Source organism: Heyndrickxia shackletonii, assembly GCF_001420715.1.
Classification (GTDB): domain Bacteria; phylum Bacillota; class Bacilli; order Bacillales; family Bacillaceae_C; genus Margalitia; species Margalitia shackletonii.
Map to the genome: position 1 here is coordinate 2,763,116 of NZ_LJJC01000004.1, position 22,277 is coordinate 2,785,392.

The following is a 22,277-nucleotide window of genomic DNA, read 5'->3' on the forward strand; positions in this document are numbered from 1 at the left end:
ATGAGTTCACATTTTCAAATCCCTATTCAATCCAATAAAGTAAAAAAACGTGCTGAAAAAAAGCTTAAGGAAATGAAAGCAAATAAAAAAAGTGAACGTTCTGCCACCAATTCGTTTGTAAAACCTGTTCATGTCAGTAAAGACGATCCAATTGTTAAACGGATGTTGGGGCAACTTTAAATAGATTAAACTTTCCATTCTCCATTTTGATTTAAAAACTTTGAATGCTTTCTGGCCATTTCCTGCATTATAATGGAATTGGCAATTAAATCAGATGGCTGCCCGACCGATAATTTATTTAAATTCAAATCTTTTACTCCTTTAAACCGTTCCCCACGTAAATATCTTTTATAAAGTTCCAGAGTACGCATCCATGCCTCACCTTTTCATCTTGTATGTACTTTATCATATTCTTATTGAATTCCTCCCGCTAATAAAATTATCTACAGAATCCTAAATATTAATAGTACATAAACAAATTGTGAAATAGTTCATCACCACCTTATCTTTCATTTGGCCGGTTATTAATGTTGGTTAATATGTGTAAAGACCGCTTCCAAATTCTTAAATCCCTTTGACTCCCCATCCTCTTCCTGGATTGTCCAATCTTGATGTTGTAAAGCTAGTCCTCCGTGGTGATCTTTTTTATACGGCATGTTCACCATGTAGATTTTTCCATCTTTTCTGACGGTATATCCCAGATAATATGTATCTCCTGCCCCTTCCTCCTCATATATACCAATATCCTCTAAATTGTATTTCATCATTAGTTCCTTTAAATGCTGATTCATATCATTTTTTAGTTCTTCATATGGAATATATTCCATCTTAATCCCTCCCACGCTTTTTTCCATATTGTATCCTTTAACTTAAAGAATATGTTTTTAATATAAGAAAAGCGCAAGCGCCTTGCTCATTTGCGTACGGATTTCGTAGTCGCAGGCTCGAGATAAAAATTTAGATGTTGAAAAATTTTATACTTTCCTTAAAACAAAAAAACAACCCGAATGAAAGGTTGTTTTTTTCAAGTATTCTTATTGTCCAATATGTTGATCAAGGAAATCAGCAACTGCTGTATAAGCGGTTATATTATTTTTTAACTTGACAAAGAAATGGCCCTCGTCCTCAAAGCGGATGTAGGTAACTGGATGATTTCTTTCCTTCAATTCATGAACAATTTGTTCGGCCTCTTCAATCGGAACACGCGGATCATTTGCTCCATGAAGCACCATTAATGGACTTGTAATGTCCTTAGTTCGATGGATTGGATCAATTTCATCGAAAAATTCACCGTCTTCTTCAATACTTCCGTATTCTAGTTCGCGTAGTTTCCTGCGCCATGATCCTGTGTTTTCCAAAAATGTCTTAAAGCTTGAGATTCCTACAATATCAATCGCAGCGGACCATATTTTTGGATAATGTGTAATAGCAGCGAGAACCATGAATCCACCGTAGCTTCTGCCCATAATAGCAATTTTATCAGGATCGGCATTTCCTTCCGATATTAACCAATCCACCAGTTCTGTTAAATCCCTTACTGAATCCATTCTTTTCCGCACATCATCTAAATGTGTATAGGTTTTTCCATAGCCAGTACTTCCCCTGACATTAGGAGTACATACAACATAACCCCTATTCAGAAAATATTGCAGAAACGGATTGTACACCGCTCTAATTTGGCTTTCCGGACCGCCATGAACGAAAACAACCACAGGAAGCTTTTCCGAATGATGCTTTGGCTTATAGTAAAAAGCAGGTACTTCCAATCCATCAAATGATTGAAAATGGATTAATTCCGGTTCTACCAATTGCTCTTCAATCATTGGAGATTGAGAAACATATGTCAGCCTTTTCGCTTTGTTCGTTTTTACATCTAGCTCCCAAATATCAGATGGATATTTCGGTCCATTAAAGACATAGGCAAGCTTGGAATCGTCCGGTGAAAAGGTTAGATCTGTTATTACTCCAGTTGGTGTATCCCAGGTTGAAAATTTATTTTCAGAAAGGTTATACACTGTCCCTTTTGAAATTCCGCCTTTATTCACACTATAAGCAAGCAAATTTTTATCATTGCTTATCGTTAATTCTTCCATATCCCAATCTCTTTCATCCAACCATGTCAAATTTGTAGTGGTCAGATCTATTTTTGCAAGACCGATGAATTCACGGTCTTTATTCGTTAGAACATACAGATGGTTTCCGTCTTTGCTAAACTGCGGAGAAAGGAATACTGCCTCACTATTGTGTTCAGTTAACCACCTTACTTCACCCGATTCTAACTCCAATAAGCCAAGATCATTATCTAGATTTGATCCTGTTCTTTGAATAAGAAGGGATTTTCCATTTGGGTGCCATTTTACAACCGAATAGGTCCCATCTTGCGAATACACTGGACGAAATTCCAATGTTTCAAGATTTTGAATATATAGGTCAAAAAATGCCGGATGACGGCGGTTGCTCGACCATGCAATCCATTTCCCATCAGGTGAACTTCCTCCGTAATGATGGATATGATCAGGTGAATCGGTGAGCGGAATGATGTCACCTTGTTCCTTTAGTAAAAAAAGCTGCTCTTTTTCATTTACGCCAACATCCATCCCGATAACCCGATTATTGGTTCCTGGAATGTATTTTACAAAAATAATTCTTTCTTCCGTGAAAGAAATTTGCGATGGCCAGCCTTTTTCTGACCTCAGCTCCCATACTTGCGGAAGGCCAGTATAATTGGTAATAAAACTCAATACCTCACCATTAGGATGATAGACAGGATTACTTGCAGATCTAACATGCAGATATGGTTTTACATCAATCCAATTCATGTTGAGTCCCCCTCATCATTTTTCGTTCAGCGTTTTTGTAATAATGGTTCGCTTACCTCTTGAATTCCTGCAAGACCTAATATCGTTAAAAATATCTTCTGTGCGCCAAAGTAAGCATCCTTTGGATCAAAAAATTCATTTAATGTATGTACGCCACCAAATTTACCGCCGCCTCCAAGTGTTACCGCAGGAATCCCCAAACTTATAGGAACATTAGAATCCGTACTGCTAGGTGAATCAAGAATTTGCTGAAACCCTAGTGCCTTTGTTGCAGCTAATGCGGTTTGTACAATCACCGCATCAGATGACTGAGAACCTGGTGGCCGATCTCCTACAAGCTCTATCTCTACTTTTATAGAATCCGTCTCCCAACGCTTGTTTTCTTCTTCTGCTGCAAGTTTAATAGCAGCTAAAATTTGTTCCTCCACTTTCAATAGTTCTTCTTGAGAGGTAGAGCGGATATCGACAAGCATACTCGCGTTTTGTGCAATGGTATTAACAGAAGTACCGCCGTTAATTGTTCCAACGGTAAAAGTCGTTTTCGGATCTTGTGGAACCTGTAATTCAGAAATTTTCGCTATCGCTCTTCCCATAGCATGGATGGCACTTGGCTTCCCGAAATCACCAAAGCTGTGCCCGCCCGGACCATAGTAGGTAACATTATACCTATGACTTCCTGTTGCCAGGTAGGTTGTCCTTTCTGGATCACCAGGTTCAATCGAGATGAACCCATCAATATCATCTCTATTATGGAAAAGGGCTTTTACTCCTCGTAAATCCCCTAACCCTTCTTCCCCTACCGTTGCACAAAAAATAATATCTGCATCCGTTTGGATATTCGCTTTATCCAGAGCGCGAACCATCGATAACACAACCGCTAACCCCCTGCCATCATCGGCAATTCCCGGGGCATATATTTTTCCGTCTTTTAGCTTTGGTTCAACATCTGTGCCTTCTGGAAAAACTGTATCCAAGTGCGCAGATACCACTAGTTTGGGGCCATTTCCACTTCCCTCGCGAACACCAAATACATTCCCTGTACTATCCACTGACACCTCTTTCAAGCCTAACTCGATTAATCGAGTTTTATAAACCTCTCCACGAGCTTCTTCTTGAAAAGTAGGGGCTGGAATAGCTGTTAATTCCATTTGTTCAGCTACTGTTTTCTCATTATCTAACTTAATAAACTCTAATCCTTCTTTTACTTGCGTGTTCGAAAGAATTTGTTCAAATGTCTCTTCTACTGTCTTTGTGATCATCTTTACGGGGAGCCTCCTTAAAAATGTCTATTGTTCACACCATTAATTATATTCACAAAATTCGCGATTTTACTACTATAATGCTCAATAGAATGGAACGTAATAATATTTTACGAGAAATTCGTATAAAAAAGAGAAAAGACCAGCAGTATGCTGGCCATTTGTTTCAATCCTCATCCTTGACATCTAAATCTTCTGGAATCGGCTCATTTAAGTATTCCTCGATTATTTTTTTCATTTTTTCCATTTGTTCCAGATGGGTGTTAAACTGCTCCTGATTGATAAGAAATTGTTCACCATCATGGACCGCTCTAATTTTTTTTTGCTGGATAAGTTTTTCAATATAGGATACTGGCAATGATAAATATTCTGCCGTTTCCTGGATCGTTAAGTACAAAAATATCACCTCATTACTTTGCTAGCCTTACCTCTATCCATCCTCTGACACTATTAATGAACCAAGTACGAGTTGCCTCTTGAATTTCTTTAAGTGTGATTATTTTTTCTTTTAGTTCACCTTTTTCAAGCAAGGTTTGACGAAATGTACCAGCCAGTAATCCACATTCCTGCGGTGGCGTCCAAAACGTTCCATCTAATTCTACCACAATGTTTCCATTCGTAAATTCCGTTATTTCACCTTCTTGATTCCACAACAACACGTCAAAGCTTTCTGGATGCTCTGATTTATGATCTATGTAGATTTTCCGGTTGGTTGTTTTATGATAGAAGAAAGGGTCGTTTTTATTTATTGGTGTTGAAGCAATGGACACGATTTGATTGTCGGTAATCGGTGGGATCATCTCCCCATTTATTTTTACATGACCGTTTTTTGAAACTATTAATCTCACTTTCATACTGTCATCTGAATGGCTATCTGCGAACTGCTTTAAATTTTTTTGAACTTTTTCCATATCGATGAAAAAACCGAAGTAACGAGCTGAATTTTGCAGTCTTTCTATATGATTGTCAAGTAGCTCATACTTCCCATTTTCTAATTTTATGCTCTCCAACAATTCAAAAGAAGGTCGCTTCACAGTTAACAAAGATGCTTTCGTTATCATTTCATTGTACTCGTCTTTTGAAGTGGAATCCCATGTAATCCCGCCGCCAACACCATATGTAGCAGTTTTGGATTTATTATCGATAACAACTGTTCGAATCGGTACATTAAAAACAGCCTCGTTGTTTGGTGTTATGTATCCAATCGCCCCACAATATACTTCGCGCGGGGTTTCCTCCAATTCTGAGATGATTTTCATCGTGCTAATTTTTGGTGCTCCTGTTATGGAGCCGCAAGGAAAAAGAGCACGAAATATATCTATTAATTGCGTTCCCGGTAACGTTTTTGCTGTAATGGTAGAAGTCATTTGCAATACAGTTGGATAAGGTTCAATCTCAAAAAGTTTTTCCACTTTGACAGAACCTGATTCCGCTATGGTTCCTACATCATTCCGCAGCAAATCCACAATCATCAAGTTTTCCGCCCGATTTTTCTCTGAATGATATAACCATGTCGCAAGTTCATTGTCTTCTTTCGTAGTACGCCCTCTTTTTACGGTACCCTTCATCGGCTTGGTAATAATTTTTTGACCATCCCATCTGAAAAATAATTCCGGTGAAGCAGAAAGAATACTATAATTCCCAATATGTAAATAGGCGCTATATTTGGAAGACTGCGCCCTTGAAAGCTGCTGATAAAAAGAAAAATCGTCCCCTTGAAAGGTTGATGTTAACCTATTTGTATAGTTCACTTGATAGGTTATGCCGTTTTCTATAGCATTTTTTATCTCTTGAATGTTCGATTGATATTTTTCCTCGGTTACGGACGATTTCCATTCTAATACAGAGTAGTCTTGAGAATTAGAAAATATCGCTTTTTGGGGTGCACGAAATATCCCAAACCATAGTAAAGGCATTTTCCCTCCTCTATTGACCTTAAAAGCAGGCTCAAAGGCAGGTGCCGCTTCATAGGAAAGGTAACCTGCAGCGTAAAAACCTGATTGGACAGCGTATTGGACATCCTTCAAACAAGATTGAACATGTTCTACTTGATTAGTGGTTATGATTCTTTCAGGTTCGGAAAATGCTAAAGGATTCGGTTTTCCATTCTGGTCAGCAAATTCAAAAAACAAAAATGGATGTTGTTTCATACGTATTCTCCTTTAGCAATTGGTTGTTTTTTAAAGAAATTTTCTAATAGCTCCAGTCCGTGCTCTGTCATAATAGATTCTGGGTGAAATTGAACCCCTTCTATTTTATAGTCTTTATGGCGAATTCCCATAATCACACCGTCTTCACTTTTTGCACTTATTTCTAGACAATCCGGCAATGTGGATTCATCCACTACTAAAGAATGGTATCTTGTAACTTTATATGGATTAGTAATATGAAGAAATATAGACTTTCCATCATGATATACTAATGATTGTTTTCCATGCACCGGCTCTTTTGCTTTTTTAATCAACCCTCCAAATGCTTGGGCAATTGCTTGATGACCGAGACAAACGCCAAGAATCGGAATAACTCCTTTGAAGTGATGAATAATTTCTAAACATACCCCGGAATCAGACGGATTACCTGGCCCAGGTGAGAGTAAAAGAAAATTAGGTTGTAATTTTTCAATATCTGCTATAGTTATTTTGTCATTTCGAAAAATCTTAACCTCCTGCCCTAATTGCTTCACATATTGGACAAGATTATATGTAAATGAATCGTAATTATCTATGATTAAAATCATGTATGTCACCTTTCGAATAAAACGTTTTGCATTGTAGATTGCACAGAATAAAGCCCGAACACTCCAACACTAATGTATCATAGTGTCAGGTGTCAGGCACCATAAACTTTTTATTTTGATTGCCAAGTCTCCCCAAGGTCAGGTGTTTCCCATTTTTTGTTTTTATATGTGACTTTCCCATTATGCGGATCTGAAAAATCCCAACTGATATTACCCGACGATTGTTCGACGATGGGGATCCATGTTTTTCCTGCATCATGGGTTATTTCCATGTAAAGTAACTTTCCGGTTCCGCCAATTTCTGAAACTATTGGTACCATCCCATCAGTTGATGAGAAAAATACCGGCCTTGTAATCTGTCTTAGTTCTTGATCAAACTGATTCGGAATTGGGAGATACTGTATGCTCCATGTTTTTCCTCCATCAGTGGTTTTTATAAGGTATGGAGATTTAGGATCAGGATCTAATACTATACTTATCCACCCTTGCTTATTATTAATAAAGGTGATTCCCATCTTATATCCGGATAATAAATTGCTATTTTTTTGACCATCAATATTAAAGATGTTTTCCCATGTTTTCCCACCATCCTTAGTTTGAAAAATCGTTGCTGCTTCTTTATGCATACCGCCGGCTTCCCCATGAACAATCTTCCATCCCATATTGTCATTAATAAACACAGTATCCTTATCTGTAAACCTTTGAGGAAAGTAATATTCCGGTTTCAGTGCTTCTTTCACCTTAGGAGGATGAGCTTCATTCACAACTGGATCCTTTTGAACAGTGGGATTGGGTTGGACATTTTGGTGTTTGTGGAGCAATGGATTTATTAGAATAAAAGTAACAAACATGACCGCTGCTAAACCAAGCCCATACAGAACACTATATAGTTTTACTTTTCTGAATTTATTTAACCCAGTATTCTGATGCATTTTTATATTATAAAGAATAGCTTGTTGGGCTGCCTCCGATAAATCTATTGTCTCCCAGCTGTTTTTAATTCTTTTCTCTAACTCTTTCATGGAATCATTCATGAATCTCGCCCCCCTTTTAACTGATTTTGAATCGTTTTTAAGGCACGATGATACGTAACTCGAACCTTGGAAGAACTGCACTTTAAAATACTTGCCGTTTCGGAAATGGAAAATTCTTTTACAGCTCGTAAAAAGACAACGTCTCGATAATCCTTTTTAAGAGACATGATTGCTTCCATAATTTCATTTGTTTGTTCATTTTGTTCGTAAATTAGGTCGGGACTCATTTCCTCTTTTGTCTTCGCAAATATTTGCGAATTTTGTTTTTTCGTTAATTCTTTTGCATTTTTTCTTTTACGATCCACTGCTAAATTTCTTGCAATCGTAAATAACCATGTTTTCGGGCTGCTATTTCCTTTAAATTGGTGCAAATGATTAAATGCGCGGATATAAACCTCCTGAACAAGATCCTCAACATCTGTACTCCCGGTAAAATAAATTAAAAAATGATACACATCATTGCTATATAAATAGAACCATTGTTCAATAATGTCTTGCCCCGTCGTCATTGTATCCCTCCCCTGCCCATTAAATATGAACATTTATAAGACAAAAGAAAGCTTGAAAATGTTACAAAAAATTCAATATATATTTGCACAAAAAAAAGGATTTTTTTATTTTGGTATTTAATATGTGTAAAACATAAGGGGAAGATTGGAAATGGCTATTTTTATTACCTTATTTTTAGTGTTATCTTTAATTATTTCAGTTGTCGCTTTTTATATGGAATATTTAGGTATTCCTATAGCGCATTACTTGTTAGTGGAATAACTTCATTACCAGTATCATTTTATGCTTTAAGTGGAGAACTTCCTGTTTCTTATTTCGGTTTGGTTCCTGTCATTCATATTATATTGAACTTGTTGTTTACGGTTAAAAGAAGAACTTGAGGTTGAATTTAGTAGCATTTTGAGATTTTATTATTTCATAAAGTGTGACCTTACATATCCATTGTGTACAGGATTCTGCACCTCATTTAATATGTGTTTTTTCACTTCCCTTATCCAATTACATGTGACCCTCCAGAGGTCTATTTTCCCTTCTTTCCTTTCTATGTACCCCTTTTCCACTTCTATGTTCCCCAAAGACAAGGCATTCCCTCTCAATATCCCACTATCCCAACAACACCCATACCACCAAAAAACCTGATCCCCAAAAGAGACCAGGTTTTCACCAACATTATGCAGTAGTAGAAAAATGACCATTTTTCATTTCATTTACAGCTTCAATATGTTTAGACTCGTCAAATTCCTTTTCACTCTTCGCTACAATGATAGAAGCGATTCCGTTTCCGATTAGGTTGATAATTGCACGGCCTTCACTCATGAAGCGGTCAACCCCTAATAGTAGGGCAAGCCCAGTTACCGGAATTAAGTGAAGTGCGGATAGTGTAGATGCTAATACAATGAATCCGCTTCCTGTTACTCCTGCTGCACCTTTTGATGTTAGCATTAAAATTAGAATTACCATAAGCTGATGACCTAAAGAAAGATGTACACCGAATACTTGTGCCAGGAACACGGTTGACATAACAAGATAGATACATGTTCCATCAAGGTTAAAAGAATAACCAGTTGGAATAACTAAACCTACTACAGATTTAGAACAGCCAAACTTCTCCATTTTGTCCATTATTCTTGGTAATACTGATTCGGAAGAACTTGTACCTAATACAATTAATATCTCGTCTTTAATATATCGCAAATAATTCCATAAGCTGAATCCATATTTTCTACAAATCAAGTTCAATACAACAAAAACAAAGATAATCATCGTTAAATAAACAGAAATCATAAGCTTACCAAGAGGTACTAAAGATGCAAGTCCAAAATTACCAATAGTAAATGCCATTGCACCGAATGCACCAATTGGAGCGGCCTTCATAATGTAACCAATCACTTTGAAAAATACTTGTGATAGCTTATCTAAAAATTCGATTATAATTTTTCCTTTTTCCCCTAGTGCTGCTAAGCCAAACCCGAATAATAAAGAGAAAAATAATACCTGTAAAATATCCCCATCAGCAAATGCAGCAACCATACTGGAAGGCACAATATGTGTTAAATAATCTACCCAATTTAATTTTGCGCCATCACCTGTAAATTGTGAAATATCGCCTTTTGGCAGATGACTGAAATCTAATCCTGCACCAGGCTTAATAATATTTACTATGATTAAGCCGACTATAAGTGCAAAGGTTGTCACGATTTCAAAGTATATAATTGCCTTTCCGCCAACTTTACCGACCTTTTTCATATCCCCCATTTTTGCAATTCCCAATACGATTGTTAGGAATATTATTGGAGCTATGAGCATTTTTACTGCATTAATGAATGTATCGCCCAGCGGCTTCATATGTTTTCCGACATCGGGCCATATTAAACCGACAAGGACACCAATCACAATGGCTGTTAAAACTTGAACCGTTAAATTTTTAAATATTTTCAACGCACTCATCCCCTTTTTACGAAAATTCTATCTAAGGGGATGATAACGCTTTCTTTTTATATCTTGAAGTTTATGGTCATATCGGACATTTTGGTCTTTTTGGTCTTGGCTGTTTTCGCAATGATTGTCGCTTTACGTCATTGGCTATAATTTCTGAAGAGCATTGGTTTCGAGGTGTTTTTTCTTACAAAGTTTATTCATTTTTAACTTAGATAATGTCGATACCTAGAATCTCGTATACAATCGTAACAAAGTCTAAGAAAAAAGCCTTGGTCTTTAAATTATTCCTTATTTGCCCATTAAATATCGATTAACCGGCCTGCCAATACTTCCATATTGAACATCTAAACGAATAGCTCCCTTTTTTTCTAAATAGTCTAAATATCGTCTGGCGGTTACACGTGCAATACCAATGGCGTTTGCAACTTCCTCAGCAGATTTCGGATCTGTTTCATTGTTCAAATAGGAGGATATTTCGTTTAAGGTGAACATATTTAACCCCTTAGGAAGGGGCTCATCTGAGTTAGATGGCTGTTTCATATGGATAATAGCATCCTATTCCGACTGCGATAAGGTTTCACTATTCTCCATTGATATTTTATAATATCGATATTTTTCCATCGCTTGCTTCATCCGATCAAATTTAAATGGTTTTATGATAAAATCAATGGCACCGTTTTGAAGCATTGTGTTAATCGTTTCTTTGTCTCTTGCCGCAGATACAACAATAACATCTACATTCATCGTTTGCTTCCGAAACTCCAGCAATGTTTTAACACCATTAATTTTTGGCATATAAATATCGAGAATGACTACATCCGGCTGTAATTTTTTTACTAGTTGAAGCCCTTCCTCCCCATTGCTCGCTTCCCCAATAATGTCAAACCCCTTCACTTGTTGAATAAAATTCTTATTGACTTCGCGAACCATCGGGTCATCATCGATAATAATGACCTTAATCCGATGCTTATCATCCATTCATTTCAACCCCCAAACTCATTGGAAATGTGATGGTAAAAGAAGTACCTTCCCCTACCTGTGAATCCACTTCTACATCCGCATTTCCCTTTGTCACAATTTGTTTAACCAGAAACAAACCATAACCAGTTCCGTTTTGTTTGTTTTTCGTAAAGCCTTTATCAAAAATGAAAGGTAAATCCTCAACCGCTATACCGCAGCCGTTGTCTTCCAGCATTATGGCACAAATTCCCTCATTTTGTTCAATACTTATGTCAATAAATCTTCCCTCTTTTTCCACCTGTTCAAAGGATCCAAAAGCATTTTCTAGCATATTCCCAAGCAACACCACAAAATCATGCTCATCGACTTGATTAGGAAATTGTGAAAGACAACTATTCGGATCCACTCTTACCTCAATCCCCAACTCTTTTCCTCTCCTAATCTTGCTCAAAAGTAATCCTGCCAACGCATCGCTCTGAATCATTTCTTTAATCGATTTTGAAACATTGATCTGTTGCTCAGAAGTTGTGAAAGCTAAGTCAAGTGCTTGTTCGGATTTTCCAAGCTGAATAAGCCCAGCGATGGTATGTAAATTATTCATATACTCGTGATTTTGAACTCGAAGTGCTTCTACAAAATTTTTCACCCCGGTTAACTCTTCGGCAATTTTCACCACTTCTGTTCTATCTTGGCATATCGCTACTGCCCCCACTACTTTTTGATTGATTAACACTGGAAATCTGCTGCTTAAGATGTTTTTTCCCCCAACTATGATGGTTTCATTATAAACCGCCTTATTTCGCTCCACTATTTCCGGTAATCTAGTATCCTCTAAAACGGATCGAATAGGTTTCCCAACGACATCCCCCTTAACAGAAAAAATCCCCTTCGCTTTTTCATTAAAAATAGTAATGTTTTCACGTGAATCGATAGCAATGACACCTTCATTCATCGAATGGAAAGTTGCGGTTCTCTCCTCAAGAATCCTGGCAATCTGATGTGGCTCCAACTGAAACATTTGTTTTTTTATATGTCTAGCAAGCAAAAAAGAACCAATTAAACCGGCAGATAGCGTTAAACTCAATATAATGATCATCTCATTCTTTAAATTTGCAGATATTTCCCAAAAGCTTGGAATACGGTGACCGACGAGTACAACCCCAATTTGATTCAAGTTGGCATCTTTAATAGGAAAGAACGCTCTTGTGAATGTACCCATTTCCCCCTTTGCCTTTGAAAAATAATTATGTTCTGCAAATGCTGCGTCTTCATCTTTGCCCAGAGATGGTGTTCCTAATAATTTTGGCACTGGGTGGGAATAACGTATTCGGTCCATGTTCATGACCACGATATAGTCTTCTTCATTTATTAAACGAATTTGTTCTATTAAATGGCTTATATTATTCCAACCTTTTGACTTTTGAACGGCCTTTCTAACATCTGATAGCTCAGCAACCGTTCTCGCCGTATTCATCGCCGCTGTATTAATTTCTTGTTCCTTTGCTGATTGAATATTGACAACGAGGAGTATTCCGCCAATTAATAATGATAAAATAACCACACAATATGATAGAATTGTAATTTTCCAGCGGATAGAGATTTGTTTCACATTCAAGTATTTTTCCTCCTGGAATCCGTACATTCATCTTTACGAATGGTTGGAATTTCTATTATCCTTAATGGTAGGTATAAAATAAAACTTTCATTTCAGGTTCAATCATAGATGGCCGTTTTCGTATAAATTGTTATTTTCGTAAATGGCTATAAATCCAAAAGCAGACTTAGTTTCGGGGCATCTTTTCTTAAAAAGGTTATTAATTCTTAATCTAAAAAGGCATGTTTATAAGGCTTTCGTTCACAAAAGCAAAATAGTTTAAGAAAAGAGCCTATATGAAAGAAGGACAAGCATGAAAAAATCAATCCTACTATTAATTATAGTACTGCTAATCGCAATCGGCATTTTTAGTTCGCAAAAGCTTTTCCATCCACGCAAACTTGTTCGCGACTACGAACAAGAGGGCTTAAAGGATCAAATTGTATTAAAATTCAGCCATGTTGTTGCTGAAAATACTCCAAAGGGACTTGCGGCAAAAAAATTTGCCGATCTCGTTTATAATAAATCGAATGGGAAAATTAGAGTTGAAGTTTTCCCAAATGGAATGTTGTATTCCGATATTGAAGAAATCAATGCTTTAAAAGAAAATAAGGTTCAGATAATTGCTCCTTCTACTTCCAAGCTTGGTTCTGTTTCTGAAAAATGGGGTGTATTAGATCTTCCTTTTGCATTTCCATCCTACCAAGCTGTGCAGGAAGGCCTAAATGGAAAAATAGGTCAAGAACTTCTACAATCTTTAAAAAGCAGTGACCTTAAAGGTATTGCATACTGGACAAATGGTTTTAAGCAATTTACATCAAATAAAGGCCCTATTCGGAAACCTGAAGATATAAAGGGACAGACCTTTCGAATTATGCAAAGTAAGGTACTCACCGCACAATTTAAACAGCTTGGTGCACACCCAATTCAACAATCCTTTGATATTACATTCCAATCTCTTGATAATAAAAAGGTGGATGGAGAGGAAAATACCTTATCTAATATATACTCAAAGAAATTTTATAACTTACAAAAGCATTTGACAATTAGTAATCACGGTTATCTTGGATATGTAGTTCTTATGGATAAAACATTTTGGAATAAACAATCTGATTATACGAAGCGAATTTTAATAGAAGCAATGGATGAGGTAACAAAATGGAATCAGCAGCAGGCAAGGAAAATGAATGAAGAACAGTTAGCACTTATTAAAAAGAATTCTTCTATTAACATACATGTGTTAATGGATTCAGAGAAAAAACAATGGATAAAAAAGCTCGACCCATTATATGACAAACTTGCCCCAACAATTGGGTATGATTTAGTAGATGAAATGAAAAAACTGCGCAAAAAATATGAAAACGCAAAATAAATATTACTAACAGGCAATATTAAATATTCTGTATGCATTTCTCATCTAATTATAATCTTAATTTCATTAGAATCTAGTAAACCTACCGTAAGATGTAATTGTTGCAAGGACAAGCAGCACCCCCCCTTTTATTATATCTTAACTTATGCCGGCAGAAATGCCGGTATATTTTTTGCATTAAAAACCATCTACTTTCCTACATAAAAAAATAAAAGACGCCTGAAATTCGTCAGGCGTCTTTCCTTACGTTTTGCGGCGAAGTGCCGTATGACCACATTCATACGTTAGCTCGAAAGCTTTGCCTCCGACTTACGCAAATAGCTCATCGCTCATTAAATATATCATGAACTCTAATATTTCACAAGCGTAGATTATAATCTAGCCACTTTTTGATATTCAGGTTCTATAGTACGCTGCTTCTTAATCATTGGAATAATAACCGCAACGGCAATCCCAATGACTGCTACTGGTACTACATACCAAATACTAATTGGCGGTGTAATCAGTAGTCCAGAATCATGGATATAATATAAACTTAGAAAATATATTACACTTCCCAATAAACCTGCAAGCCATGTCGGTTTTTTCAAAATTAAATAAAGAAGCGGGATAAATATTAAAGTTACCGGAACATAGGACGTTGGATAATGTACGGCGAAAAAAATGGCTTTTCCAATAAATCTGCATAAAATATATAGAACTGCAGCAGCTAAAGGTATACTGCGATCCTTAAATAAGCGGATTACTACAATCGTCAACAAAGATACAACTAATACGGAATAAGTCGGATAGATCCATGGTGGAACACCGCCAAATATTTGCGATCCAGGATCCTTTATTAATACCAATATTTCCTTCGATGCAATGGAATGTCCATGAATATATTGATTATAAGAAATTGCACCATTTTCTTGCTGCATATTAGGAAAAACAAGACATTCTAATAAGAACATGGCAAACCAAGTATGAAGCGATTTCCATGAAGGTTTTACATCATGTGTATAAATATAATACGCTCTCCATGCACCAACTATCATAATACCAGTTCCAATATAATAAATGAAATGAGTCGGACTCCATGTTGTTAAATCGATTCCGAATTTTATATGATAACTAAAATCTAATGGAATCCCAATTAAGAAAATAACATATCCAATAGTAGTTAAATTCCTTGAAAAATGATCCATATATTTTGGTCTCATCCACTCTCGGATTAATAATATCGCCCCTAATGCAAATCCTGTAAAATTTAAAATATGTGGGAGTGAATACTTTTCAAATAAATATCTAAAATGGTATGACGCATCCCAAGCAGATCCTGCAAATTTTAGCAAAAAGGCAAGTACCCATAATCGATAAAATTTCAAGTCTATGAACCTCTCTTTCTTCTAACCTAATAAATCCCAAGCACTTCCGAACGTTATCACCAAGATACAGCTAATTAATAAAGCTATCGCAAAATTAATAGCTGTTTTACGTGTTGTCTTTACTTTAAATAATTGATACACAAAAATAGCGCCAGATATAACCAAGTAAATATCACAAATAACGATTAACCACAATTGATAGATATTCTCTGTATGTGGTTCTGCAGTCACATGCCCCAAAATAAATGGAAAGTTTGGTAGCAAGACAAACCATCTCCTCCAATATATTCCTGTATGTCAAAAAACTATTACTAATATACCATAAAAACATTTAAATGAAATGAAAAATACTATTAAAAATATACATTCTATATTCTTATAAATATTTCCTATATTATAGCGGACCATTTCAATTACCAATCAAGATTAAATCTACAGGGAAGGAATTTCAAGGGTTGTTTATTGGAAAAATAGCTATGATGCAGTATACTGACAAAAAACTGCCTATGGAGGAAACGTAATGTTGGAATTCCAAACTGTGCAAAAGTGGGATGAATTACTTTGGAATGATGCCGAAAAAATTTACGAAGCAGCTTTTCCAGCTCATAGTAGAAAAAAAAGAAGGATAATCCAAAGAATGTTTGATAAAAACATGTGCTATCTTCATATAGCCTTTTTGGAAAACGAAATGGTAGCAATGGCTTTATCCGGTATAGTTGATAATCCCCAAATCCTCGTTCTTGATTACATTGCGGTAAAAAATGATTTCCAAAATCATGGAATCGGAAGAAAATTCGTTGACTACATAACAGAATGGTGTCAGGAATTCGAAAATTTTAATCTTATTGTAGTAGAAGTGGAAGCAGAGAAAACTAATTTAAACGAAAAGCGAATTCAGTTTTGGTTAAAATGCGGGTTTCAATTAACTGATTATATACACTCTTATATTTGGGTTCCAGAAAAATATCAGGCAATGTTTTATTCTATCAAACCATTGGATATTCCACCTGAAGGACAAGATCTTTTTACTTATATAACAGAATTTCATAAAAAAAGCTTTAGAGGATCATAAATCAATTTCGTTCTACATACTATGATGAGGGTTTTATCTTTTATAATGAAAGTGTATATTTAACTTAAGGAAGGAGAAGAAATAATGAAACAATTTCAATTTACTAGAAACATGCTTTTACATTTTCTTAACAATGTAGACGAAAAAGCAGCGGACGTTCAGCCTGAAGGATTTAATAATACCATTCATTGGCATATTGGGCACGTTCTCGTTTCGGCAGAACAGTTTATGTTCGGCTATCCAAAAATGTCTGCAAATTTGCCTGCTACATACAATGAATTGTTTGCTATGGGCTCAAAACCATCAAATTGGAATGGTGAAGTTCCTTCGGTGGAACAATTAATTCAAGATCTTGAGGAACAATCCTCAAGGATCCAAGCACTTTCTGATGATTTTTTTGCTAAACAGCTTCCATTCAAGTTTCCATTCGGAAATATCGAAACCTATAGCGACTTATACACTTTCATGACATACCATGAAGCGGACCATCTGGGACAAATGAAAGTGATGAAAAAATTAGTTTAAACTAAATGTAATTAAAAAAACTGCTTACTCCATGCTATAAGCAGTTTTTCTTTTCTATTATTTTTTTCGATCTGTCTTATTTTTTGCAATCCAAAAAGCTAAAATAATGAGTGGAATCGCGATAAAGACTGAAATGGTAATTTGACTTTGCGTAATAATGGCTAGAAAAAATAACACAGCTATCCCGATAATTATATACAAACAACCTCTTCCAAAGGTCTCCATGTATCTCACCCCTTTTTCATTAAGTTGAAGCAAAATACCTACAAACATCTATATTCGAATAATTATTCAATCATCCTACGGAGCCTGTGCAAATTACAAATGTATTTTTTATACATATTTAGAAATATATATTATAATAAGATGGAAATGATCAAAAAAGGAGGTCCTTTAATGTCGTTACGGTTCAATTATCAAAAAGAAAACCCGGAAGCCTTACAAACCATGTTGAAATTAGAAGGATTTAATTCGAAAAGTGGTCTGGATAAAAAATTATATGAATTGATCAAAATTCGTGCATCTCAAATGAATGGATGTGCGTACTGTGTAGACATGCACACAAAAGACCTTGGTAAAATGGGAGAATCGCAAGAGCGGATGCATTTAATCAGTGTTTGGCGTGAGGCAAATGATATTTTCTCTGATAAAGAAAAGGCAGTCCTTGAATTAACAGAAGCTGTTACTAACATTTCAAAGAATGGAGTTCCACAGAACTTATATGAAAAGGTTCTTACCTACTTTAGTGAAAAAGAGTATATAGATATGATAATGGCTATTAATACGATTAACTGCTGGAACAGGATTGCTATTTCTACCGGAATGTACCCTGGTTGTTTTTGAGATGTAGATTTACTTATTACTAAGAGCTGAAATCCATTAAGGGGTGTTCACATCATATAGTAAATGAATTAATTTTGGAAAACCTCTTATAGATTTCAGCTTTTAATTTTTTCTAACTATATCGTTTTATATACTCTCCAAAAGCACTTTCCTTGCTTCATTAACATTTTCTAATTTTATCTGATTTTCTTTCACTTTCCTTTTTAATTCTTTCAATATGCGATTTATTTTGTATTTCTGTGACTCTGCCTGTTCTGGGGATTTCTTTATTCTTCCTCTAATTAGGAAATAGTATTTCGCAATTCAGTCAATTCCTTTTGATACTGCTCGACTTGCTTTTCCCAAAGTCGCTTTTTTCTAATATCCCCCTTGACCCGTACAAGCTCCTCGTTCAGTTCTTCGTACATAGTCCCCCTCCTTCTGACACACAGTTATTAATACGGATACCCTTCCATTTTGGTTTCGGGTTTTGACACGATTATTATTTTATATGCAGGTCTTACAGTTATTTGTAAAGGATATATTTCTAATTTTTTATCGTGGAGTGCCCTTGAGAAACTAAAGCTGCTAAGCGTTCATAGCCCAAATTAATTGGGGAATAATTATTTTCTAATCGCAGTCTATAGTGATTTAAAATTCTAACTTGCTCCTCGGTTAATTTTTCGGCATTCCAGTACATATGCATGACATTATACTCAAACAATTCTTTTAGCTTAAAAAGCAATGGCAAGGTAGTTATCATTTCTTGAGGTATGTGGAATTCTTCCAAATAGCCTTCGAACAAAGATTCAGCAATAGATTGTGTATAATCCTTTATATTGCTGTTACCGGAAAATGAAAATTCAACCGCAGAATAAATAGGAACAACCAAATCAAAAACATAGTAGTGTTTCTCCGCATCTTGAAAATAGATAAACGTAAGATAAAAAATAGGAGTCCTTCTAACGACTCCTGTAATTTAATCAATTGTTCTTTCATTCAAACTCCCAATTAAGACAGATGATCAATTAAGTTGTAATCCTGCACCCACCATTTGTTCTCTTTAAAATAAATATTACTTAAACAAGCGTTTTTTAATACCGTTTTACCGGATCCTATTTCCCCTTCTGAAATACTGGATAATATAGCATTAATAACCGCACCGTGTGCGACAAGAATTATTTTGCCATTTGGGTACTTTTGATTAATTTTTCGAATTCCTGCTTTTAATCGATGCTGAAAGGAAATTCTCTCTTCTTGATTAGGATATTTTTTATCCGGAAACGATTCCCTTCTTTCCTTTAAGGTCATGCCTTCCGCGTCACCGAAATTTCTTTCCTTAAATTCTTCCATTTCTATTAGTGGCACATTGATTTTTTGCTGAATAATTTCCGCTGATTGTTTTGCTCTTTTTAGCGGACTTGTGATGATCACATCCCATTGTGATTCTCTTAGAATAGCTCCGCATTCTTCCGCTTGTTTTTTTCCTCTGTTATTTAGCGGTATATCAGTGGTTCCCTGAAGTTTACCTAATACATTCCAATCTGTCTCCCCATGTCTAACCAAGCATATAAAAGTAATGTTCATGCACTCCTTATAGTTTGAAATTAATTTTTTAGTTAACATATGTACAATAATAATTATCCATTTACAGTTAGCAAATTTTAAAGTAACGAAAACTTTCAAGTCTAGTCATGTTTTGCCACCTGATACAGTCATCCTTGGGGCTTTAATGGACTGTGCACCACAAATACAAAGGCTCGTCATTGGACGAGCTTTATCATTCCATATTCCATTCCTTTGACAACATACTATAAGTTACTAAATCTTCATAATGATCATATAGCCATTGTCCATCCCTTTTGATTCCTTCTTTTACAAATCCCAATCTTTCTGGAATAGCTCGACTTTTACGATTTTTCACTGCACAAACAATTTCAACCCGATTGATTTTCATCGTACTGAAAAGATAATTTAACAGAGAAGATACTGTCCTAGTAATAATGCCGTGTCCTTGCGCTTCCTCCGAAAGAAAATAGCCAATGCTTGTAGTGCTGTTTTTCCAATCAATATAGTGAAGTCCTATCATGCCAACTAATTTTCCATTATAGCGAATTCCAGCATCAAAACCATTGTTGTCTGCGTAATTTCTCGTCCATATCGGGATAATTTCTTCAAAATCATTGGGTGATTTTCTTTTATCGACCCATACTAACCATTTTCTAAGGTGCTCACGGTTCGTATCGATTAAATCAAATAGTTCTTCTTTATGATGTATTTGAAATAATTCAATCCATATTTCTTCATCTACTTTATAGGAAAACATTCCAACTCCCCCTATGTATATCTTTAATATAGATATATTTCTGTTTGTATGAATATTATTTCTATTTTATATTACCAACATAAAACAATTGATGACTTTTTTCCATTATTACGACTAAAAAGATGAATGGATTTTAGAGTATTGACCAAAATGTAAAGTGAGGAGGTAGTGAAAATGAGAGATGTAACAGCTCTAATCATAAAATTTGTTACAAGCTTAATTGCTTATGCCGTAGGATTCGATTTATTTTTCAATGCGACGTGGACGCAAGTTGTTTGGTTCAGCGTTCTAACAACAATTGTCTCATACCTTGCAGGGGAAAGGATATTGTTATCGAGGATTGGAAATACGAAATCTCTTATTGCTGATTTTCTTATGTCATATGTAATCGTATGGGTATTCGGAAGTGTGCTTTTAAATTCCTACATGCAAATCGCTTGGGGCAGTATCATTTCTGCCATCATCATAACTGCAGGCGAATTCTTTGTTCACCGGTTACTTTTGCATTCCAGACATGAGGATAATCGCGATAGAAGTGGAGCCAACCAAAGGCTTGCCTACGGAATGGAAATGTCTGAGGAAAATGATCCGATTAAGAAAAAGTGATCAGCCCTTCTTGGACCAAAAATAGGTCTTCTACATTAGGAAGACCTATTTTTCTTAATAGTAGATTTTAATTAGACCTTACCGGAGATATTAAATAATAATTGGATTTATTTTCTATTGGCTCAACAAAAACTGGTTTCATAGAACCGTTAAAATTTAATCTTATCTCTTCTTCCTTTATAACTTTAAGCACATCCAATAAAAAATTGCCATTTAGTGTAATGCGAAATCCTATGTCTCCCTTTAGCTCCATAATTGATTGTGTTTCTTGAATCTTCCCTATTTCTGTTGACATAGAAGAAATAATCAATTTAGAGTCATCTTTAATTTCAAATTGTACATTATTATTTTTCCATTCACTCGCAAAAAGACATGCCCTATCAATTCCTTTTAAGAATTGGGTTCTATTTACCACAATGGTTGTCTTACATTCTTGTGGTAGTAAACCATTTATACTAGGGTATGCCCCCTCTATTAATCTTGAAAAAAGGGCAACATTATTTGCTTTAAAAACTATATAGGTGTTTGTAAGAAAAATATGGATATTATCGATTTTCTCATCTATTAACTTTATAAGTTCGTTTAAAGTCTTATTTGGCACAATAATGTTAGTATTGATATTTGCATTTATACGAATCTTTTTAAAAGCCAATCGATGTGAATTAGTGGCTGTAAACGAAAGATGATTTTCTTTAAATGTCATACTTACTCCCGCCAGAACTGGATGAAAATCATTAGTGGAAGCAGCAAATGCTGTTTGTTGAATCATTTCAAATAAATCCTGCCTCGGTACTATACAAAAATTTGCATCACCGATATTGGGTAAATTGGGATACTCTTCTGATAGAAAACTATTTAAACTTGTTACAACCCCATCGGATTGGATTGTTACGACCTGGTTGTGGTTTACCTTTATATGTATATCACCAGGTAATTTCTTTGCAATTTCACTTAAATATTTTGCGGAAATTACTACACTGCCTTTTTCTATAATATTTAATACGCTTTCACCATCCAGTACAGTAGGGACGATTTTTTCTATAAAAATGTCAGAGTTACTTCCGACAATAATTAAACATTTTTCCTTAACCACTAATTTAATCCCCGTCAAAATAGTCCTTGATGATTTAAAGGAAATTGCTTTGCAAACATCAGATACTGCCTTTGAAAAACAGTCCTTATTGATTACTATTTCCATAAAAATATACACTCCTAAATATCCATTAAGTACTTATTTCGACAAAAACATTAAAATACCTGTTAATTATGATGAATCCCTTTTGTCACATAAGATGTCCGACAAGTTACATCCATCTTGTAGAATAAATAGTCATTA

Annotated in this window: 24 protein-coding genes and 2 pseudogenes; 6 read left to right on the forward strand and 20 right to left on the reverse strand. The window is 35.4% G+C overall.

Annotated elements, in window-relative coordinates; genetic code table 11:
• Complete coding sequence (locus AN964_RS13115) at nucleotides 1-180, forward strand: hypothetical protein (protein ID WP_055740110.1); 180 nt, start codon at nucleotides 1-3, stop codon at nucleotides 178-180.
• Nucleotides 181-185: 5 nt separating this feature from the next.
• Here the strand turns inward: AN964_RS13115 and AN964_RS13120 are convergent, their stop codons facing one another.
• From AN964_RS13120 to AN964_RS13180, 12 genes and pseudogenes are all read right to left on the reverse strand, one after another.
• Nucleotides 186-371, reverse strand: a complete 186-nt coding sequence (locus AN964_RS13120) for a hypothetical protein (RefSeq protein WP_055740111.1) — start codon at nucleotides 369-371, stop codon at nucleotides 186-188.
• Between the two features lie 153 nt (nucleotides 372-524).
• Nucleotides 525-827, reverse strand: a complete 303-nt coding sequence (locus AN964_RS13125) for a DUF5634 family protein (protein WP_055740112.1) — start codon at nucleotides 825-827, stop codon at nucleotides 525-527.
• 207 nt (nucleotides 828-1,034) lie between these two features.
• Nucleotides 1,035-2,819 (reverse strand): S9 family peptidase, encoded by a 1,785-nt coding sequence (locus AN964_RS13130; RefSeq protein WP_055740113.1) that lies wholly within the window; start codon nucleotides 2,817-2,819, stop codon nucleotides 1,035-1,037.
• Nucleotides 2,820-2,845: 26 nt separating this feature from the next.
• Nucleotides 2,846-4,078, reverse strand: a complete 1,233-nt coding sequence (locus AN964_RS13135; protein ID WP_055740114.1) for a M20/M25/M40 family metallo-hydrolase — start codon at nucleotides 4,076-4,078, stop codon at nucleotides 2,846-2,848.
• A 166-nt stretch (nucleotides 4,079-4,244) separates the two neighbouring features.
• Complete coding sequence (locus AN964_RS13140; RefSeq protein WP_055740115.1) at nucleotides 4,245-4,475, reverse strand: helix-turn-helix domain-containing protein; 231 nt, start codon at nucleotides 4,473-4,475, stop codon at nucleotides 4,245-4,247.
• Nucleotides 4,476-4,488: 13 nt separating this feature from the next.
• The gene (pabB, locus tag AN964_RS13145) at nucleotides 4,489-6,228 is read right to left on the reverse strand and encodes an aminodeoxychorismate synthase component I (protein ID WP_055740116.1); all 1,740 of its coding nucleotides are present in this window, start codon (nucleotides 6,226-6,228) and stop codon (nucleotides 4,489-4,491) included.
• A complete protein-coding gene (locus AN964_RS13150; protein ID WP_055740117.1) occupies nucleotides 6,225-6,815 on the reverse strand; it encodes an anthranilate synthase component II in 591 nt (196 codons plus the stop codon). Before AN964_RS13150 ends, pabB begins: the two co-directional genes overlap by 4 nt.
• 110 nt (nucleotides 6,816-6,925) lie before the next feature.
• Nucleotides 6,926-7,849: a WD40/YVTN/BNR-like repeat-containing protein gene (locus tag AN964_RS13155; protein WP_055740118.1), complete on the reverse strand. Its 924-nt coding sequence runs from the start codon at nucleotides 7,847-7,849 to the stop codon at nucleotides 6,926-6,928.
• Nucleotides 7,846-8,358, reverse strand: coding sequence for an RNA polymerase sigma factor (locus tag AN964_RS13160; protein WP_055740119.1), 513 nt, complete (start codon nucleotides 8,356-8,358; stop codon nucleotides 7,846-7,848). The genes AN964_RS13155 and AN964_RS13160 overlap by 4 nt, the downstream gene beginning before the upstream one ends.
• A gap of 670 nt (nucleotides 8,359-9,028) precedes the next feature.
• Nucleotides 9,029-10,297 carry a dicarboxylate/amino acid:cation symporter gene (locus AN964_RS13170; protein WP_152982386.1) on the reverse strand — a complete coding sequence of 423 codons (1,269 nt, stop codon included), beginning with the start codon at nucleotides 10,295-10,297 and terminating at the stop codon, nucleotides 9,029-9,031.
• Nucleotides 10,298-10,585: 288 nt separating this feature from the next.
• Nucleotides 10,586-11,275: pseudogene (locus tag AN964_RS13175) on the reverse strand (response regulator).
• Nucleotides 11,268-12,872: an ATP-binding protein gene (locus tag AN964_RS13180; protein WP_152982387.1), complete on the reverse strand. Its 1,605-nt coding sequence runs from the start codon at nucleotides 12,870-12,872 to the stop codon at nucleotides 11,268-11,270. Before AN964_RS13180 ends, AN964_RS13175 begins: the two are co-directional and overlap by 8 nt.
• A gap of 292 nt (nucleotides 12,873-13,164) precedes the next feature.
• On the opposite strand from AN964_RS13180, the gene AN964_RS13185 reads away from it, so the two are divergent.
• Nucleotides 13,165-14,223 carry a DctP family TRAP transporter solute-binding subunit gene (locus AN964_RS13185; protein WP_055740123.1) on the forward strand — a complete coding sequence of 353 codons (1,059 nt, stop codon included), beginning with the start codon at nucleotides 13,165-13,167 and terminating at the stop codon, nucleotides 14,221-14,223.
• A 371-nt stretch (nucleotides 14,224-14,594) separates the two neighbouring features.
• Here AN964_RS13185 and AN964_RS13190 read toward each other — a convergent pair whose 3' ends face one another.
• Together AN964_RS13190 and AN964_RS13195 are read right to left on the reverse strand one after the other, a co-directional pair.
• The gene (locus AN964_RS13190) at nucleotides 14,595-15,590 is read right to left on the reverse strand and encodes a hypothetical protein (protein WP_055740124.1); all 996 of its coding nucleotides are present in this window, start codon (nucleotides 15,588-15,590) and stop codon (nucleotides 14,595-14,597) included.
• 21 nt (nucleotides 15,591-15,611) lie between these two features.
• The gene (locus AN964_RS13195; protein ID WP_055740125.1) at nucleotides 15,612-15,854 is read right to left on the reverse strand and encodes a hypothetical protein; all 243 of its coding nucleotides are present in this window, start codon (nucleotides 15,852-15,854) and stop codon (nucleotides 15,612-15,614) included.
• Nucleotides 15,855-16,110: 256 nt separating this feature from the next.
• Between AN964_RS13195 and AN964_RS13200 the strand changes: the two genes are divergently transcribed.
• Together AN964_RS13200 and AN964_RS13205 are read left to right on the forward strand one after the other, a co-directional pair.
• Nucleotides 16,111-16,662: a GNAT family N-acetyltransferase gene (locus tag AN964_RS13200; RefSeq protein ID WP_055740126.1), complete on the forward strand. Its 552-nt coding sequence runs from the start codon at nucleotides 16,111-16,113 to the stop codon at nucleotides 16,660-16,662.
• An 84-nt stretch (nucleotides 16,663-16,746) separates the two neighbouring features.
• Complete coding sequence (locus tag AN964_RS13205) at nucleotides 16,747-17,187, forward strand: DinB family protein (protein WP_055740127.1); 441 nt, start codon at nucleotides 16,747-16,749, stop codon at nucleotides 17,185-17,187.
• A 57-nt stretch (nucleotides 17,188-17,244) separates the two neighbouring features.
• On the opposite strand, the gene AN964_RS26710 is transcribed toward AN964_RS13205, so the two are convergent.
• Nucleotides 17,245-17,412 carry a hypothetical protein gene (locus AN964_RS26710; RefSeq protein ID WP_163258610.1) on the reverse strand — a complete coding sequence of 56 codons (168 nt, stop codon included), beginning with the start codon at nucleotides 17,410-17,412 and terminating at the stop codon, nucleotides 17,245-17,247.
• 171 nt (nucleotides 17,413-17,583) lie between these two features.
• Here AN964_RS26710 and AN964_RS13210 point away from each other — a divergent pair, with 171 nt between their 5' ends.
• Nucleotides 17,584-18,030, forward strand: coding sequence for a carboxymuconolactone decarboxylase family protein (locus tag AN964_RS13210; RefSeq protein ID WP_055740128.1), 447 nt, complete (start codon nucleotides 17,584-17,586; stop codon nucleotides 18,028-18,030).
• A gap of 281 nt (nucleotides 18,031-18,311) precedes the next feature.
• On the opposite strand, the gene AN964_RS27300 is transcribed toward AN964_RS13210, so the two are convergent.
• From AN964_RS27300 to AN964_RS13225, 4 genes and pseudogenes are all read right to left on the reverse strand, one after another.
• Nucleotides 18,312-18,437 (reverse strand): hypothetical protein, encoded by a 126-nt coding sequence (locus AN964_RS27300; RefSeq protein WP_268888418.1) that lies wholly within the window; start codon nucleotides 18,435-18,437, stop codon nucleotides 18,312-18,314.
• Between the two features lie 119 nt (nucleotides 18,438-18,556).
• A pseudogene (locus AN964_RS13215) lies at nucleotides 18,557-18,952 on the reverse strand (hypothetical protein); the annotation flags it as partial.
• 68 nt (nucleotides 18,953-19,020) lie between these two features.
• Nucleotides 19,021-19,590, reverse strand: coding sequence for a histidine phosphatase family protein (locus AN964_RS13220; RefSeq protein ID WP_055741237.1), 570 nt, complete (start codon nucleotides 19,588-19,590; stop codon nucleotides 19,021-19,023).
• A gap of 199 nt (nucleotides 19,591-19,789) precedes the next feature.
• Nucleotides 19,790-20,335 carry a GNAT family N-acetyltransferase gene (locus tag AN964_RS13225; protein ID WP_055740130.1) on the reverse strand — a complete coding sequence of 182 codons (546 nt, stop codon included), beginning with the start codon at nucleotides 20,333-20,335 and terminating at the stop codon, nucleotides 19,790-19,792.
• Nucleotides 20,336-20,509: 174 nt separating this feature from the next.
• Between AN964_RS13225 and AN964_RS13230 the strand changes: the two genes are divergently transcribed.
• Nucleotides 20,510-20,941 (forward strand): YndM family protein, encoded by a 432-nt coding sequence (locus AN964_RS13230; protein WP_055740131.1) that lies wholly within the window; start codon nucleotides 20,510-20,512, stop codon nucleotides 20,939-20,941.
• A gap of 67 nt (nucleotides 20,942-21,008) precedes the next feature.
• Here AN964_RS13230 and dnaN read toward each other — a convergent pair whose 3' ends face one another.
• Complete coding sequence (gene dnaN, locus AN964_RS13235; RefSeq protein ID WP_055740132.1) at nucleotides 21,009-22,139, reverse strand: DNA polymerase III subunit beta; 1,131 nt, start codon at nucleotides 22,137-22,139, stop codon at nucleotides 21,009-21,011.
• Nucleotides 22,140-22,277 lie beyond the last annotated feature (138 nt).

Excerpts from the sequence above, each read along its gene's own strand:
- AN964_RS13115 (WP_055740110.1), top strand. The coding sequence starts at position 1 with ATGAGTTCACATTTTCAAATCCCTATTCAATCCAATAAAGTAAAAAAA.
- AN964_RS13120 (WP_055740111.1), bottom strand. The coding sequence starts at position 371 with ATGCGTACTCTGGAACTTTATAAAAGATATTTACGTGGGGAACGGTTT.
- AN964_RS13125 (WP_055740112.1), bottom strand. The coding sequence starts at position 827 with ATGGAATATATTCCATATGAAGAACTAAAAAATGATATGAATCAGCAT.
- AN964_RS13130 (WP_055740113.1), bottom strand. The coding sequence starts at position 2,819 with ATGAATTGGATTGATGTAAAACCATATCTGCATGTTAGATCTGCAAGT.
- AN964_RS13135 (WP_055740114.1), bottom strand. The coding sequence starts at position 4,078 with ATGATCACAAAGACAGTAGAAGAGACATTTGAACAAATTCTTTCGAAC.
- pabB (WP_055740116.1), bottom strand. The coding sequence starts at position 6,228 with ATGAAACAACATCCATTTTTGTTTTTTGAATTTGCTGACCAGAATGGA.
- AN964_RS13150 (WP_055740117.1), bottom strand. The coding sequence starts at position 6,815 with ATGATTTTAATCATAGATAATTACGATTCATTTACATATAATCTTGTC.
- AN964_RS13155 (WP_055740118.1), bottom strand. The coding sequence starts at position 7,849 with ATGAATGATTCCATGAAAGAGTTAGAGAAAAGAATTAAAAACAGCTGG.
- AN964_RS13160 (WP_055740119.1), bottom strand. The coding sequence starts at position 8,358 with ATGACGACGGGGCAAGACATTATTGAACAATGGTTCTATTTATATAGC.
- AN964_RS13185 (WP_055740123.1), top strand. The coding sequence starts at position 13,165 with ATGAAAAAATCAATCCTACTATTAATTATAGTACTGCTAATCGCAATC.
- AN964_RS13200 (WP_055740126.1), top strand. The coding sequence starts at position 16,111 with ATGTTGGAATTCCAAACTGTGCAAAAGTGGGATGAATTACTTTGGAAT.
- AN964_RS13205 (WP_055740127.1), top strand. The coding sequence starts at position 16,747 with ATGAAACAATTTCAATTTACTAGAAACATGCTTTTACATTTTCTTAAC.
- AN964_RS26710 (WP_163258610.1), bottom strand. The coding sequence starts at position 17,412 with ATGGAGACCTTTGGAAGAGGTTGTTTGTATATAATTATCGGGATAGCT.
- AN964_RS13210 (WP_055740128.1), top strand. The coding sequence starts at position 17,584 with ATGTCGTTACGGTTCAATTATCAAAAAGAAAACCCGGAAGCCTTACAA.
- AN964_RS27300 (WP_268888418.1), bottom strand. The coding sequence starts at position 18,437 with ATGTACGAAGAACTGAACGAGGAGCTTGTACGGGTCAAGGGGGATATT.
- AN964_RS13225 (WP_055740130.1), bottom strand. The coding sequence starts at position 20,335 with ATGTTTTCCTATAAAGTAGATGAAGAAATATGGATTGAATTATTTCAA.
- AN964_RS13230 (WP_055740131.1), top strand. The coding sequence starts at position 20,510 with ATGAGAGATGTAACAGCTCTAATCATAAAATTTGTTACAAGCTTAATT.
- dnaN (WP_055740132.1), bottom strand. The coding sequence starts at position 22,139 with ATGGAAATAGTAATCAATAAGGACTGTTTTTCAAAGGCAGTATCTGAT.